This is a genomic window from Pantoea sp. PSNIH1 (assembly GCF_007680655.1).
GTDB classification, from domain to species: Bacteria; Pseudomonadota; Gammaproteobacteria; order Enterobacterales; family Enterobacteriaceae; genus Pantoea; species Pantoea eucrina.
In genome coordinates, this window is record NZ_VEIP01000001.1 from 952,047 (window position 1) to 966,950 (window position 14,904).

General features: G+C 56.3%; 19 protein-coding genes. 9 read left to right on the plus strand and 10 right to left on the minus strand.

All coding sequences use genetic code 11. From position 1 onward, the window contains the following. Positions 1 to 33 precede the first annotated feature (33 nt). The 3 genes from FS690_RS04410 to ghrA are packed head-to-tail and all read right to left on the minus strand — an operon-like array spanning position 34 to position 2,316. Complete coding sequence (locus tag FS690_RS04410; protein WP_145339123.1) at positions 34 to 594, minus strand: molecular chaperone; 561 nt, start codon at positions 592 to 594, stop codon at positions 34 to 36. Between the two features lie 24 nt (positions 595 to 618). Then, a complete protein-coding gene (locus tag FS690_RS04415; protein WP_094111804.1) occupies positions 619 to 1,356 on the minus strand; it encodes a phosphatase in 738 nt (245 codons plus the stop codon). 21 nt (positions 1,357 to 1,377) lie between these two features. After that, entirely contained in the window at positions 1,378 to 2,316 is a 939-nt protein-coding gene (gene ghrA, locus FS690_RS04420) for a glyoxylate/hydroxypyruvate reductase GhrA (RefSeq protein WP_145339124.1), read from the minus strand. Positions 2,317 to 2,520: 204 nt separating this feature from the next. On the opposite strand from ghrA, the gene treA reads away from it, so the two are divergent. Beyond that, positions 2,521 to 4,200: an alpha,alpha-trehalase TreA gene (treA, locus tag FS690_RS04425; RefSeq protein ID WP_108569261.1), complete on the plus strand. Its 1,680-nt coding sequence runs from the start codon at positions 2,521 to 2,523 to the stop codon at positions 4,198 to 4,200. A 68-nt stretch (positions 4,201 to 4,268) separates the two neighbouring features. Here the strand turns inward: treA and FS690_RS04430 are convergent, their stop codons facing one another. Then, entirely contained in the window at positions 4,269 to 4,517 is a 249-nt protein-coding gene (locus tag FS690_RS04430; protein ID WP_039383925.1) for a GlsB/YeaQ/YmgE family stress response membrane protein, read from the minus strand. Positions 4,518 to 4,688: 171 nt separating this feature from the next. Between FS690_RS04430 and FS690_RS04435 the strand changes: the two genes are divergently transcribed. Then, positions 4,689 to 5,420, plus strand: coding sequence for a flagellar brake protein (locus FS690_RS04435; protein ID WP_071668912.1), 732 nt, complete (start codon positions 4,689 to 4,691; stop codon positions 5,418 to 5,420). A gap of 89 nt (positions 5,421 to 5,509) precedes the next feature. Next, entirely contained in the window at positions 5,510 to 6,637 is a 1,128-nt protein-coding gene (locus tag FS690_RS04440) for a mechanosensitive ion channel family protein (protein ID WP_039383923.1), read from the plus strand. A 15-nt stretch (positions 6,638 to 6,652) separates the two neighbouring features. On the opposite strand, the gene emtA is transcribed toward FS690_RS04440, so the two are convergent. After that, positions 6,653 to 7,282 carry a membrane-bound lytic murein transglycosylase EmtA gene (emtA, locus tag FS690_RS04445; protein ID WP_082032656.1) on the minus strand — a complete coding sequence of 210 codons (630 nt, stop codon included), beginning with the start codon at positions 7,280 to 7,282 and terminating at the stop codon, positions 6,653 to 6,655. Between the two features lie 164 nt (positions 7,283 to 7,446). Here emtA and ldcA point away from each other — a divergent pair, with 164 nt between their 5' ends. Continuing rightward, entirely contained in the window at positions 7,447 to 8,370 is a 924-nt protein-coding gene (ldcA, locus tag FS690_RS04450) for a muramoyltetrapeptide carboxypeptidase (RefSeq protein WP_145339125.1), read from the plus strand. A 23-nt stretch (positions 8,371 to 8,393) separates the two neighbouring features. Next, positions 8,394 to 9,056 carry an MBL fold metallo-hydrolase gene (locus FS690_RS04455; protein WP_094111809.1) on the plus strand — a complete coding sequence of 221 codons (663 nt, stop codon included), beginning with the start codon at positions 8,394 to 8,396 and terminating at the stop codon, positions 9,054 to 9,056. Here FS690_RS04455 and FS690_RS04460 read toward each other — a convergent pair whose 3' ends face one another. The 3 genes from FS690_RS04460 to FS690_RS04470 all read right to left on the minus strand — a co-directional run bounded on the left by FS690_RS04460 (position 9,057) and on the right by FS690_RS04470 (position 10,205). Next, a complete protein-coding gene (locus FS690_RS04460; protein WP_039383918.1) occupies positions 9,057 to 9,470 on the minus strand; it encodes an N-acetyltransferase in 414 nt (137 codons plus the stop codon). Between the two features lie 19 nt (positions 9,471 to 9,489). Continuing rightward, positions 9,490 to 9,873, minus strand: coding sequence for a hypothetical protein (locus tag FS690_RS04465; RefSeq protein WP_039383917.1), 384 nt, complete (start codon positions 9,871 to 9,873; stop codon positions 9,490 to 9,492). A gap of 152 nt (positions 9,874 to 10,025) precedes the next feature. Further along, entirely contained in the window at positions 10,026 to 10,205 is a 180-nt protein-coding gene (locus tag FS690_RS04470; protein ID WP_094111811.1) for a hypothetical protein, read from the minus strand. A gap of 204 nt (positions 10,206 to 10,409) precedes the next feature. Between FS690_RS04470 and FS690_RS04475 the strand changes: the two genes are divergently transcribed. The 3 genes from FS690_RS04475 to FS690_RS04485 all read left to right on the plus strand — a co-directional run bounded on the left by FS690_RS04475 (position 10,410) and on the right by FS690_RS04485 (position 11,724). After that, a complete protein-coding gene (locus FS690_RS04475) occupies positions 10,410 to 10,739 on the plus strand; it encodes a hypothetical protein (RefSeq protein ID WP_039383913.1) in 330 nt (109 codons plus the stop codon). Between the two features lie 62 nt (positions 10,740 to 10,801). Further along, positions 10,802 to 11,353: a hypothetical protein gene (locus tag FS690_RS04480; protein ID WP_145339126.1), complete on the plus strand. Its 552-nt coding sequence runs from the start codon at positions 10,802 to 10,804 to the stop codon at positions 11,351 to 11,353. Between the two features lie 122 nt (positions 11,354 to 11,475). Beyond that, positions 11,476 to 11,724, plus strand: a complete 249-nt coding sequence (locus FS690_RS04485; RefSeq protein WP_065649559.1) for a YqjD family protein — start codon at positions 11,476 to 11,478, stop codon at positions 11,722 to 11,724. Positions 11,725 to 11,763: 39 nt separating this feature from the next. Here the strand turns inward: FS690_RS04485 and FS690_RS04490 are convergent, their stop codons facing one another. Next, positions 11,764 to 11,961: a DUF6404 family protein gene (locus FS690_RS04490; RefSeq protein ID WP_039383907.1), complete on the minus strand. Its 198-nt coding sequence runs from the start codon at positions 11,959 to 11,961 to the stop codon at positions 11,764 to 11,766. Between the two features lie 293 nt (positions 11,962 to 12,254). Here FS690_RS04490 and FS690_RS04495 point away from each other — a divergent pair, with 293 nt between their 5' ends. Beyond that, positions 12,255 to 13,511, plus strand: a complete 1,257-nt coding sequence (locus FS690_RS04495; RefSeq protein ID WP_039383905.1) for a mechanosensitive ion channel family protein — start codon at positions 12,255 to 12,257, stop codon at positions 13,509 to 13,511. Between the two features lie 46 nt (positions 13,512 to 13,557). Here the strand turns inward: FS690_RS04495 and icd are convergent, their stop codons facing one another. Continuing rightward, positions 13,558 to 14,808: an NADP-dependent isocitrate dehydrogenase gene (gene icd, locus FS690_RS04500; protein WP_039383903.1), complete on the minus strand. Its 1,251-nt coding sequence runs from the start codon at positions 14,806 to 14,808 to the stop codon at positions 13,558 to 13,560. Positions 14,809 to 14,904 lie beyond the last annotated feature (96 nt).

Consider the following 14,904-nt stretch of genomic DNA (forward strand, 5'->3'; position numbering starts at 1 on the left):
ACGCCTCCGGCAGCCGCCCCCTGCGGGGAGCGATTACGCCTGCGGCGTATCGTCTTCGCTCAGCTCATCATACATCGTCTGGATCGCCTCGCGGCTCAGCTCAGCCAGCGTGCGATAAAACGCCGTGGTGGCGTGCGCTTCAACTTTGCCGAGGAACGCACCGCACCACGGCAGCAGATAACATTCAAACAGCGCGCGCTGCGCGTCTGATTCATCTTCTGCAGACTGATCTTCCAGCCACGACGCCGCCAGCAGCAGTACGCCAAAGTGATCGGCAGGCGCGTCACTGAGCGGCATGCCGCGCGCGCTGAGAAACGCCCGGATCTCCGCTTCCGGCGCGCCTTCCGGCCACTGTGACGCGTAAGGCGGCACGCTGCACTCCTGACCGACAAACAGCGCGTTGTAATCCGCTGCCAGCGCCTGCGGATCGCTGCTCTGCTGCAGACGCGTCAGCAGCGCATCCTGCTCCAGCGGCCACTGTGCCTGCATTTTGCCTTCGCGCAGCAGCGTAAACAGCGGCATCAGCAGCGGATCCTGGGGCTGACGGTTAAACAGGGAGCCGATCACCCGGCAAAGCATAGAAAATTCATTCATCTGGCAGCATTCCTCACTACAACATTAAAAATCCAGTAATTCCGCGATCCGTTTACCGCTGCGCTGCTCCAGAAAATCGAGCAGGCGGCGCGGCGTGACATTTAACACCCGATCTTCAGGGAAATCCACCTCGCGCGTAATGCGCAGGCAGTGCTCAAAATGCCCCAGCGTAAAGGCGGTATGGGAATCGGAGCCAAATGCCAGCTGTCCGCCCGCGTCACGCACCGCCTCCGCAATCGCGCGGCAGTTAGGTTCACTGCCCGGACGCGAATGGGTAAACGAGGAGTTATTGATCTCCAGCGCCACGTTGTAGTGGGCTGCGGCTTCGGCAATGGCGCGAATATCCACCGGGAATTTGGGATTGCCCGGATGGCTGATGATATGCACCAGCCCGCCTGCCATCGCGGCGATCATCGCCTCAGTATGGTGCGCTTTGTCGCGCGGCGTGTAGACCGGCTCGTGAAACCCCGCCACGATCAGATCCAGGGCATCCAGCATCGGCCCGCTGCAGTCGATCTCGCCCTGCTGGTTCTTAATGTTCGCTTCAATTCCGCGCAGGATCCCCACGCCGTCAATAACCCGCGGCCAGATACGCATATTAATGAAATGCCAGTGATGCGGCGCATCCGCCATATCGGGGCCGTGGTCGGTAATGGCAAATAGCTTCAGGCCGTTCTGTTTCGCCTGGGCGACATAGTCATGCAGCGTGCTGTAGGCGTGCGTACTGGCTACGGTGTGCATATGCAGGTCAACGGGATACATATTTTGCTCCTCTGAGATAAATTAATAGCCGCGCTGGCGATCCACGCGCCCCGGGGGGGGCTGCCCTTTTTCCAGCTGCTGAATGGCGCTGGCAATAGCGTCCATTGCCTGCTCCGGCAGCGTAATAGCGGCACTGTGGGGCGTGATGGTGACGTGCGGATGCTGCCAGAGCGCATCGTCCGCTGGCAGCGGCTCCTGCTGAAAGACATCCAGCGCGGCGGCGGCAAGTTGCCCGCTGTTAAGCGCTGCCAGCAGGTCCGCTTCAACCACGTGCGCGCCGCGCGCCAGGTTAAGAAAGTATGCGCCGTGCGGCAGCGCGCGCAGGAAATCAGCGTTGATAAGATCGGTGGTTTCCGGCGTGGCGGGCAGCAGATCAATCACGACCTGGCAGCCGGCAAGGAAGTCGTGCAGCGCGGCGGCACCGTGGAAGGCGTGCACGCCAGGCAGGCTCTTCGGCGTGCGACTCCAGCAGCGCAGCGGGAATCCCCACTGCTGCAGGCTCTCCAGCACGCTGCGGCCCAGTACGCCCGCGCCAAGCACGCCAATGGTGAAGGCGTCGCGCGCCGGCAGCGGCAGCGGCTGCCAGCAGTGCGCCTGCTGCTGGCGCTGATAGTCAGCAAAGCGGCGATACCAGCCCAGCACGCACCAGTTCGCGTACTCCTGCATCTGCTGTGCCATGCCGGTATCCTCGAGGCGATACAGCGGCACCTGGGCGCTGAGCCTGTCAGGGTGCTGACGCTGCTGCTGCAGAAGTTCATCGACGCCCGCACCCATCGCGAACACTCCCTTCAGGCTTCGCTGCGCCAGCATCTCCACCGGCGGCGAACGTACAACGGCATAATCTGTACGGCCATTATCGCCTGGCTGCCACAGCCGGATTTCCGCGTCCGGCAGCCGCCGGCCGAGGCCCGTGAGCCAGCGCTGCGCGTCCATTGACGGGTGATACCAGATAATCTTCATACGCCTCCTTATTTTCTTTCAGCCTCCGGTAAACCGCGCGGCGGAGCAAGTAAAAACCGTCAGCGGCAACAATTTCCCACGTAATTACCCGGCAGCGCTTCACATTTCCATCGCCCTGCAGCGCCAGCCAGCACGATAGCGACTAAAGTTGGTTGAGTGGTCAATACGTTAGCGCACCACGTTTTCGGACAAGGAGAAAAACCGATGAGAAAAAATGTCATATTGATGCCCGCGCGCCTCTCTCTGCTGCTTACCACCGCCCTGCTGGCAACCAGCACGCTGGCCCATGCTGAAACCGGAAGCCGGATGCTGAGCCAGCCGCCGCAGCCGCCCGATGTACGCCTGGGGCCGCTCTTCAGCGCCGTGCAGAAAGCGCAGTTCTATCCCGATCAGAAAACCTTTGCTGACGCGATCCCGAAATACGATCCCGCCTCGATTCTCGCTGACTGGCAGATGCAAAAGAAGCAGCGCAATTTCGATCTCAAACGCTTCGTTGACATGAACTTTACCCTGCCCAAAGAGCAGGATAAATATGTACCGCCCGCCGGGCAGAGCCTGCGTGAACATATCAACGGTCTGTGGCCGGTGCTGACGCGCAGCACGCCTGATGCCAGCCAGTATGATTCACTGCTGCCGCTGCCGAAGCCTTACGTTGTGCCGGGCGGACGTTTCCGCGAGGTCTATTACTGGGACAGCTATTTCACCATGCTGGGCCTGGCGGAAAGCGGTAACTGGGACCGCGTGCAGGATATGGTCGATAACTTTGCCACCGAACTCGATCGCTACGGGCATATCCCTAACGGCAACCGCAGCTATTATCTCAGCCGGTCACAGCCGCCGTTCTTTAGCCTGATGGTGGACCTGCTGGCCACGCATAAAGGCGATGAGGTTTACCGGCACTATCAGCCGCAGCTGCAGAAAGAGTATGACTACTGGATGGCTGACAGCGACAGCGTGGCGGCCGGTCACGCCAGCAAGCGGGTGGTAAAGCTCTCCGATGGCACCCTGCTTAATCGCTACTGGGACGCACGCGACGTGCCGCGTACAGAATCCTGGCTGGACGATGTGAAGACGGCAGAAAAAACCCCGGAACGTGACAAACCGCAGCTCTGGCGCGATCTGCGCGCCGGCGCGGCGTCGGGCTGGGATTTCAGCTCGCGCTGGTTTACCGATGCGCATAATCTCGCTTCGATCCGCACCACAGCGCTGGTGCCGGTCGATCTCAACAGCCTGCTGTTTCATCTGGAGCAGACGCTGTCAAAATCAGCCAGGCTGGCAAAACAGGATGACCAGGCAAAAGCCTTTGCCGCGGCGGCAGAAAAACGCCAGGCCGCAATCAATCGTTATCTGTGGGATGAGAAACAGGGCTGGTATGCTGATTACGATTTCAGTAAAAAACAGGTTCACAACCAGCTAACGGCGGCCGCTCTTTTCCCGCTCTATATGCAGCTGGCCGGAGATAAACAGGCTGAACGTACCGCCTCTGCAGTTGAAAAACAGCTGCTTAAACCTGGTGGTCTGGTGACAACCACGGTCAATAATGGCCAGCAGTGGGATGCACCTAATGGCTGGGCTCCGCTGCAGTGGGTAGCGGTAGAGGGGCTGGAGCATTATAACCAGCCGCAGCTGGCACGACAGATTGGCCAGCGCTTTCTGCAAAACGTCCAGCAGACCTATGACAAAGAGCATAAGCTGGTAGAAAAATATGTGGTTGAGGGCGCGCAGCTGGGCGGTGGCGGTGGCGGCGAATATCCGCTGCAGGATGGCTTTGGCTGGACCAACGGCGTGACGCTGATGCTGCTGGATAAATATTGCCCGAAAGAAAAAACCTGTAACAGCGCCAGTGATATCCCTGATATGCCGGCGCTGCAGCGCGCGAATTAATTTCGCACCGGCTACAGCCGAAAAAAAACCGCAGCCCCAGGGGCGCGGTTTTTTTTATGCGGGCAGAATTAACTGCGCACTTTACGGTAGATAAACAGCACGACAATGGCGCCGATCACCGCGACAACAAAGCTGCCGAAGTTGAACCCGTCAACTCTGCCAAAACCAAACAGGGTACTGATCCAGCCGCCGACAACCGCACCGATAATACCCAGTACCACGGTCAGGATAAAGCCGCCGCCATCTTTACCTGGCATAATCCACTTAGCGAGAATACCGGCGATCAGACCAAAAATAATCCATGAAAGAATACCCATTTGTTGCTCCTTACGTTATGAATCAAGGTGTTCACTGCGATAAGTATAGACGGGATTTTTTTCCCTGCAGCGCGACTGCCGCTTTAATCATCAGCCAGCCGCTAAAGCTTCAGAGCGTTACGCCGATAATCGTCGCATAACGATGATAAGCGCAGCAGCGGGGAGCAGGATGTGAAAGATGCCGATAACGAACAGTATCTCAAGCGGGGTACGTTAGCGGTCTTGAATGTGATGAGGGATCTGTCGCGCTACCAAACTCCGCTAATGGTGACCTTTAATCGCGGGCAGTTTATCAGCCGCCTGCTGGTTGCCGATGAGGAGTGCATCATTTTCGATCTGGGCAGCAATGCGCTGAGCAATGAGTGGGTGCTGGAGAGTCCCGACTTCAGCGTCTGCGCCGAAACCTACGGCGCCAAAATCGAGTTCACCCTCGCTGCCCTGACGCTGGTTGAATATGAAGGCTTACCCGCATTCAGCGCACCGCTGCCGGCGTGCGCCTGGCAAATCCAGCGCCGCGAATTTTTCCGTATCAACGCCCCGCTGGAGCCGGTTTTCTGGTGTTACACCCGGTGGCCGGACGGCAGCCCGGCGCGCTTTCGCCTGCAGGATCTTTCGCTGGGCGGGGTCGGGGTATTGCCGGAAGGGCCGCTGCCGGAGGGCCTTACCCGGGGGGATAAGTTCAGCCAGCTGCGGGTTGAGCTGGGTGAATTTGGTCAGTTTGAGGTCACCGCAGAGCTGCTGCATATTGGCGAGCGCAGCGTAGTCCGTAAAGGCGAAGCCTGCGTAATACCGCGGCTGAGCTTTCGTTTCACTGCCATTGAGCCCGTGCAGGAGCGCCAGCTGCAGCAGGTGATCTTCGCGCTTGAACGGCTGGCACGCGATAAGGCGAGCCGCTTTCAGTAACTGCCGTTACGCCTGCAGGATATCTCAGACAGGCTATGCTTCTCCTTGCCCTTTATTTTAACCAGCGCCCGGCAAGGAGAAACTCCCCCATGGAAAACTGGCTTTCAGCCTCTGGCTGGCAACGCATTTTTCTTAATCAAACCGTCTGGATCAACAGCGCCATCATCCTCTTTGGCACCCTTATCGTCTGGTGGCTGCTGCGCACCGCTATCCGCTTTGTTTCGAATCGTATCGCCCGCTACAGCGAACAGCGCCATGTGCGTTTCACCGCCATTCTTGTTGAGATCCTGCGCAGCACCAGCCAGTCGCTGCTGCTGATCTTCTCACTTCTGATTTCGCTGAAGTTTGCGGACCTGCCGGCCAACTGGAGCGTGGCGATTGCCCACAGCTGGTTCCTCGCGCTGATTTTGCAGTTCACCCTCTGGATCGACTGCGGCATCCGTTTATGGCTGAAAAGCATGCTGCGCGATCCGCTGCACGTGCGTAATCCGGTCACCACCGTGATCCTCGGCATTCTGCTGCGGGTAGTGGTATGGGTAATGATGCTGCTGGCGATCCTCTCCAACATGGGGATCGACATTACCGCACTGGTGGCCAGTTTAGGCGTCGGCGGTATCGCCATTGCGCTGGCGATTCAGACCGTGCTGAGCGATGTGTTTGCGTCGCTGGCGATCGGCTTTGATAAACCGTTTGAGCACGGTGATTTTATAGTTTTCGGCGATATCGCGGGTTCCATTGAGCACATCGGCCTGAAAACCACGCGTCTGCGCAGCCTCGGCGGCGAACAGATTGTCTGCTCAAACACCATTCTGTTACAGCAGACGATCCACAACTACAAACGAATGCAGCAGCGGCGCATCGTGTTTAAGTTCGGCATTAACTACGGTACGCCGGCGGAAAAAGTGCGGCAGATTGGCGGCATGGTGAAAACGATTATCGAAGGCGTGCCCGATACCCGTTTTGACCGGGCGCACTTTCTCTCGTTTGATGAGTCGCAGCTGACCTTCGAAGTGGTCTATTTCGTGCTGAGCGCGGATTACAATGTTTACATGGATATTCAGCAGGAGATTAACCTGCAGCTAATGGCGCAGCTGGAGCAGAAGCAGATCCGCTTCGCCTTCCCGATGCGCCGCGTCGAGTTTACCGGTGGGGTACTGCCGCGTATCAATCTCAGCGATGCGTCCAACGAAGCACCGGCACAGAGTGCGCAGCGCTAAGCTGCGCACCGCGCGCTAGCCAATTGTGCGGTAGGCGGTGGTCACTTTCCACAGATAGCGCGGTGCCTGCGCGGCCGGATGTTTGTTTTGCACGTGCTGGTAAAACTCATCCGGCGACATCGCGTTAATCATCGCAATGGCGCGGTCGCGGTCGCGTGAGAAGGTGCGCAGTAGCGCACCGGCTCCATTGGCATAGGAGACAATGGTGGCGTAGCGCAGCGTCAGCGGATCGCGAATACCGGCCAGCGCCGACTCCTGCAGAATACGCAGATAGGCGACCCCGATATCGATGTTTTTAGCCGGATCGCGCAGCTCGGCCGTTGAGGGCTGCCCGTGACGGCCCTGCACGCGATAGACTTCGCGCCCCGCCGTCGAGGCTTTGATCTGCATCAGACCCACCGCGTTAGAGCGGCTTACTGCAGCAGGATTACCGCCCGATTCGACACTGATAATGGCGCTGATTAACTTCTCATCAACGCCATAATGAGTGGCAGCATCTTCTGTAAACAGCGCCCAGGCATCATTAATTTTTGAGGGCGGAGCCTGAGTGAGAGGCGTATTGCGCTCAGGCACTCTGGGTTTTTCCGGTTCACTGGCACAGCCTGCCAGCAGTAAAGCAGAGAGCATAAGTAGTCGAAATTTCACTGTTTTTCAGGTTCCGCTATAAGAGAGGCGCAGGCTATCATAGCCATGACGGCCGGCAGTAAAATTACCGTTATTCTGAAAATGACAAAATTCATTTTGCTGTCGTGACGCCGTTCACGCAGTTTGTCACTATGCACACTTAAGCAGAGAGCAGGAAAAGCGCAATGCACCCAGCCCGTTCCTTTCGTTTAATCGCCCCTTCTGGCTATTGCCACAACCAGGATGCTGCCCGGCGCGGCATTGAGCGGCTTCAGCATGCAGGCCACCGGGTGGAGAATGGCGCAGTGGTTGCCCGCCGCTTTCAGCGCTTTGCCGGTACGGACGCAGAACGTCTGGCGGATATCAATGCGCTGGCTGCATCAGACCCGCTGCCGGACATTATTCTGGCAGTGCGCGGTGGCTACGGTGCGACCCGCCTGCTGGACAAGCTGGATTACCGCGGTATCGCGCAGCGTCTCAGCAGTGAGCCAGTCGCGCTGTGCGGCCACAGTGACTTTACCGCTATTCAGCTGGCGCTGCTGGCGCAGACCGGCCTGATAAGCTTCAGCGGCCCGATGCTGGCCGGTAATTTCGGCGCGGATCCCGTTTCAGCGTTTACCGAACACCATTTCTGGCAGGCCATTTCCTCTCAGGAACTGAGAGTAAACTGGCAGAGTGAAAGCCCGGACTGCGGCAGCTGGCAGGGCCGCCTGTGGGGCGGTAACCTGGCGATGATCTGCGCGCTGGTTGGTACGCCGTGGCTGCCGCAGATTGAAGGCGGCATTCTGGTGATTGAAGATGTCAATGAACATCCGTTTCGCATCGAGCGCATGCTGCTGCAGCTGCAGCAGTGCGGCATTCTGGCGCGTCAGCAGGCGATTATTACCGGTAGTTTTACCAGTACCTCCCTCAGCGCCTATGATAACGGCTTCGGTTTCGACACTGTCTGGCAGCGCCTGCGCGATGAGTATCAGCTGCCGGTGATAAGCGATCTGGCGTTTGGACATGCGCCTGATACCGTCACGCTGCCGCTGGGTGCGCATGCTACGCTTGATATGAGTGCCGGCAACGCGCGGCTCAGCATCACCGGACATCCGGTGCTGCGATAATATGACATGCAGGAGATCGCCCTCTGAAGCCGCTTTATGAAGACTTATGGATCTCCACACCGGAATTTCCCGCTGAAGAGACCGCTAATGACCTGATGATGCATGGCTTTATGCTGCGGCATCCGCGCGGCAACCTGCTGATTGGCCGGGTTGAGAATCCGCTTGATCATGAGTTTCTGGCAGAGGCGGGTGGCGTTATTCGTCACTATCTTACGCACTGGCATGAGGCGGCGCCGGGAGCACGGCTTATTCAGCAGCGCTTCAGCAGTGCGCTTTACTGCCACAGCCGCTCGCTGGGGCCGGTTAGCCTGGTGGTTGAGCCGGATGAAACCTTTACCCGCAGGGAGGTGCATTTTGGCGACTTCCATCTGCTGCCAACGCCCGGCCATACGCCGGGCAGCAGCAGCTATCTTTACCACTCTCCGCTCGGGCAGACCTATCTGTTTGTCGGCGACACCCTCACCTGCGACTACAACCGCTGGATCAGCGTGCTCAAGCCTGACAGTAATCCTGCCGAGCTGCAGCAGTCGCTGGAACTCTACCGCACGCTGCGACCCGATGTGGTGCTGATGAGCACCACGCGGGGTCACCTTTCATGGGTAAAGACTGATCTGTCCGGCTGGCTGGCAGCGATTGACGAAGCGGAGCAGTCGCCACTGGATCTGCGACAGCAGCCGCTGCTGTAGTCAGAGAGCTTTGGTGAGATAGTGGCGCTGATGATGGCGCGGATAGTTATTCAGGCTGAACCGGAGCTGATAACCCTGTTTTTCATAGAACGGACGCGCCTGAAAGCTTGCCGTATCCACCTGCGCATAGACGCAACCCCGCGCCCGCGCTTCGTTCTCTGCTGCCGTTATCAGCCGGGTGCCGGCCCCCTGCCCGCGCAGCGCGTCACTGACCCACAGCATGTCGATACGCAGCCAGTTACCGCAGGTTGATCCTGTCAGGCCTGCTATTTTTCCGCCGTCTGCATCATGAATAAACACGCCCAGCACTTTGATCTCGCTGACGTCAATAAAGCGGCTGTTGAACGCGTTAAGACCCTGTCTGATATCGTCGAGATCCTGCGCAGTAACGCTGTCGGTAACGCTGAGTGACATGGTGTTGTTCCTGTCGGTGTTAAGAAGAGGCGTGCTGACGATCGTCATAACGATCGAGAGAGACGATGGCGGCATCGCGCTTCACTGAACGCTGACAGGGAACCAGTTTGTCGCTCTGCGCATAAACAAAAAAGGTTTCACCGCTCTCTTTATTGATGACCAGCCGGTCGCCGTTGCGGAACCGCGTGATGGCAACGCTGTCGCCCCCTTCAAGGTGGAAACGCTGTTGTCCGGCGGCCACCTGAAAATGCCGCTTCGGCCACATCAGCGTGCTGAGCCCGTAACTGGCGCGGGATACCGTCATCGTGGCCCGCCCCGGACAGGTGATCTGAAATTCACTTTCGCTCCATGCCGGCGCAATCTGACAGGCCAGCAGGCCCGCGGCTATAACCAGAATTTTCATGCTGTTTTTCGCCTGAGTGTGATGTAAAGGTTCGCAGGGTAACATAGCGGGAAGCAGATTAATGCATGGCGTGCCGTACATCAGAGCGGGCGCGCCGAACATCTACATAGTAATAAAGCAGAAACAAAGCCGATATTGCATCGGCCTGAAGCTTACTCTGCGGCCACCTGAGCGGCCACCAGCATCAATGCCAGTCCGGCATCTTCTGGATCGAATTTATGCATCACATCGTGGATCGCCGTAACACAGTTTATGACCTGTTTTTTCTTATCGGCGTCCAGCTGATCTATCGCCTGCTGAAGAATCATTAAGCTGGCTTCTTCTTCTCTCATTCAATTACCCTGTCTTTTTCCTGTCTGGTGCACTGCGCTGGCAAGAATACCGTTTATCTGCTACCAAAGTCACCCCCTTACCTGCTTACCGCTTAACAGTTAAACAAAATGCAAATGGGAAGTGCAGCCAGACCTGCTATGCTCATATAAGCGATACGCGTTATCGTGCCACTGTCAGACAGGGAAAGAACCAGGAACAGGACCATGTTAAGACTGACTTATTTCATCATTATTATTGCGCTGACAGGCTGCAGCTCGACGCCAAAAGGGGTGGATTGTCCCGGTGAGGTGACCACGATTTATGGTCAGTCGCTGGGAAACACTCACGCCTGGATTTTTGATCTGGCGACCGCTTTCTCCGTCAGACGTGACAACGTCACGGTAAGCAGTGGCCCGCTCCACTCGACCGATCGCTTCCGCTATATCCCCTCTGCCATTACGACCGAAGGTTTTTATGCCCAGCGCCTGAGCGATAAACAGTTCCGGCTTATCAATCCTTACGAAAACACCATGATCACCTGGCAGTGTCCATAGCCCGTGCACCCCGCCGCGGGATAGTTTATTGTCAGGGTTTACGCTTGCGGCAGATACCGATAATGGAAAAGAGTCTCGATAATAACGGCTACATCGATTTCCCCTTCCCGGCCACCATCAATGAAGATGGCTCAGTGAATCCCTGCGGGTTTGATCTGACGCAGCAGCCCGAGCGGATCGACGAAATTAAAGCGGGTAATGATTCTGAAAATATGCGCCGGCTGCTGGAAGAGGTGAATCTGCAGGAGGGACTCTTTATGACGCTCGCCTGCGATCGTCAGCAGCGTGAAGACAGCGTCTGCGGATTTATCGACATCGCTTTTCGTCCGGATGTACTGCATACGCATGATGAAGCTGAACAGCTGGAAGCACGCTTTGAGCACTACCTCGGCTGTCAGGAGAGTCAGCATGAGATGCCTGCCGGCTCGCTGGTCAACTATGCGCGCGCCGTGCTGGACTGGGGCTGGTCGCCGCTGCACCTGCGTCAGCAGCGCTATGAAAAAGTGACCGTCCGGTTTTACTGCCAGCAGCCCGAGGATGCTGAGTGGTGTTTTGATCATTTACGCCACTTCCTGGTGAGCTGGTACCCCTCCTGGCGCTGCCGTCAGGGGTAAACCGTTCCTGAACAAGCGTCGTTAAACAGAGATTGTTACATAACCTTTACCGCTGTCGGGTTGCCGGTCCGCCATTCTCTGACTACGCTGAAAGTGACATTCACCACTATCAGGGAGTCAACATGACTGACAAGGCGGAAGCAAAATTGAATGAAGCAGCAGGTGCAGTTCAGGAGAAATTTGGCGAACTGACGGGTTCTTCCCGTCATCAGGCAAAAGGTGCAGCACGGCGCTATCCGGCGCAGGCGAGCTATGCCGTACAGGATGCAGCTGATTGCGTGGTGAGGTCGGTCCGTGATAACCCGACTACGGGTCTGGCCGTGGCTGCCAGCATCGGCGTGATCGTCGGTTTCCTGCTGGGCCGCAAATAATCTGGTCAGCGGGGCCAGCCGGCCCCGCTGTTCCTGCGCTTACGCCGCCGCGCGTCGTGCTTTATAGCGCGCTACCATGGTACGCAGCGCCTGATAGATTAATCCCGCATACAGGCTCATTACCACTGCCATGCCCGGCTCTTTTCCCTGCGCCTGCCAGGAGACAAACCACATAAACACGCCCCACAGCAGTGAAAAAAGTAGCCAGCCTTTCACAAACTTCACGATACCCTGCATAGTCTCTCCCCCGATACTGAGCGCTGACGATAGCGGCTTCTGCTGCAAAAGGCACGGCTATCCGGTTCAGGATGTTAACTGCTTCAAACTATGAGACTAGCCAGCGCGCAGATGGCACGGGTAATTATCTGATGCCGCTCGTCAGTCAGGCGGGCTTAGTGGTATAACTGCAGCCGGCAGTCAGCGGTGCTGAACTATTTTCTGACTGACACCGCAATTGCGCACGCGTCGCTTATCGCCCCGTACGGCTTTATGCTTGAATTCCCGCCACCCCGGACCGGCTACTGATTAACATGAGCTACTTCTATACATTCCAGAATTTTCTTGCCGGTGACACGGCGCTTGCGGCAACGGTCAGCCTGCTGCTGCTGGTCGCGGCGGCGATGATTGCGCACTTTATCTGTAAATTTTTTGTGGTAAAGGTGGTGCGTAAAGTCTTTTTCAGCGCGCATAAAAATCAGGTACCGCTGGATAAAGATGTCCGCCTGTCGGAAAAACTCTCTAATTTTATTCCGGTCATTATCGTCTACTATCTGCTGCAGTTTATGCCGGGTCTGCCGCAGCATCTGCAGATTGCGGTCAAGACCATCTGCGGCATTCTGTTTTTTATCTATCTTTCGCTGTTCTTTACGGAAGTGCTGGAGATCATCAACATCTCCTATACCAAAAAGTCGCGGCGTAAAAATCACTCGATTAAAGGCTATATCCAGATCGGTAAGATTCTGGTGCACATCCTCTCTGCGATCATGATCCTGGCAATTATGTCGAATAAGTCGCCGGTGATTATTATTTCCAGTCTGGGTGCGGTGGCGGCCGTTCTCATGCTGGTATTTCAGCACACGCTGCTGTCGCTGGTGGCCAACATTCAGGTTTCATCCAATGATGTGCTGCAGCTCGGTGACTGGATTGAGATGCCGGATAACGGCATCAGTGGTGAGGTCATCGATATTGCGCTGCACACCATTACTATTCGCAACTGGGACAACACGCTGTCGCGCATTCCCACGAAGAATTTTCTGACCGAAACCTATACCAACTGGCAGGCAATGTTCTCCTCCGGTGCGCGGCGTATCATGCGCAGCTTCTATCTTGACCAGACCTCAATTCGCTTTCTGGACTATGAGCTGGTGCAGCAGATGATGCAGATACGCGGGGTCAGTGAGCAGCTTTCCGTGCTGATGGATGGACGTGAACCCAGCGCGCCAGGCGACCGCTGGTTTGCCGAAAATGGCCTGACTAATCTGACCATATTTCGTAAATATCTGACCGCCTGGCTGACGCAGCGCGATGATATTAAGAAAGATATGTATATCGTGGTACGGGCACTCAAACCCTCACCCGAAGGGCTACCGGTTGAGGTCTACTGCTTTACCTCTTCCGTCATGTGGGCTGATTACGAAGATTCACAGTCAGCGATATTTGAGTATATCTATGCCATCGTCGGACAGTTCGCCCTGCGGATTTATCAGCATCCGGGCGGCCACGATTTCTGGCGCCTGTCGCAGGCGCGCGATGAGACGCTGCGTCAGAGCGATACAGCAGGCGAATAAAAAACGGGAGCCAGTGGCTCCCGTTTTGCACTCTGCCTGAAGCAGATTACATGTTGCTGATGATCGCGTCGCCAAACTCTGAACATTTCAGCAATTTAGCGCCATCCATCAGACGTTCGAAGTCATAGGTCACGGTTTTAGCCGCAATTGCGCCTTCCATACCTTTGACAATCAGATCAGCCGCTTCAAACCACTCCATGTGACGCAGCATCATCTCAGCAGACAGGATCACTGAACCCGGGTTCACTTTATCCTGACCCGCATATTTTGGTGCAGTCCCGTGCGTGGCTTCAAACAGCGCGCACTCGTCACCGATGTTTGCGCCAGGTGCGATACCGATACCACCAACCTGTGCCGCCAGGGCGTCAGAGATGTAGTCGCCGTTCAGGTTCATACAGGCAATAACGTCATACTCTGCCGGACGCAGCAGGATCTGCTGCAGGAAAGCATCTGCAATCACATCCTTGACGATGATCTCTTTGCCGGTATTTGGATTGTTGAATTTCATCCACGGGCCACCGTCAATCAGCTCACCACCAAACTCCTCTTTCACCAGCTGGTAGCCCCAGTCCTTGAAAGAACCTTCGGTGAACTTCATGATGTTGCCTTTATGAACCAGCGTCAGCGAATCACGATCGTTAGTGATGGTGTATTCTAGCGCCGCACGGACCAGGCGTTTGGTACCCTCTTCCGAGCACGGCTTCACGCCGATACCGCACTGCTGCGGGAAGCGAATTTTCTTCACGCCCATCTCTTCACGCAGGAATTTGATCACTTTATCCGCTTCCGGCGTACCCGCTTTCCATTCGATACCGGCATAGATATCTTCGGAGTTCTCACGGAAGATCACCATATCGGTCTCTTCCGGACGTTTGACCGGGCTTGGCGTGCCTTTGTAGTAGCGTACCGGACGCAGGCAGACGTAAAGGTCCAGCTCCTGACGCAGTGCCACGTTCAGCGAGCGAATACCGCCGCCAACCGGGGTGGTCAGTGGGCCTTTGATGGCAACGCGGTACTCTTTGATTAAATCCAGGGTTTCCTGCGGCAGCCAGACATCCTGGCCGTAAAGTTCTGTTGATTTCTCACCAGTAAAGATTTCCATCCAGGAAATTTTACGCTCGCCGTTGTAGGCTTTCTTCACGGCAGCATCAACCACTTTCAGCATGACCGGGGAAACGTCAACGCCGATACCATCACCCTCAATGTAAGGAATGATTGGGTTATGCGGGACATTCAGTTTGCCCTGATCAAGGGTGATTTTCTGACCTTCTGCCGGAACAACTACTTTGCTTTCCATTAACCTCTCCTTCGAGCGATTTTTTGTTAATGATTTGTAAGATGCGGGTCAATACTACTTGAATATTTCCCCTACGCCAATCACCGTAATTTCGCG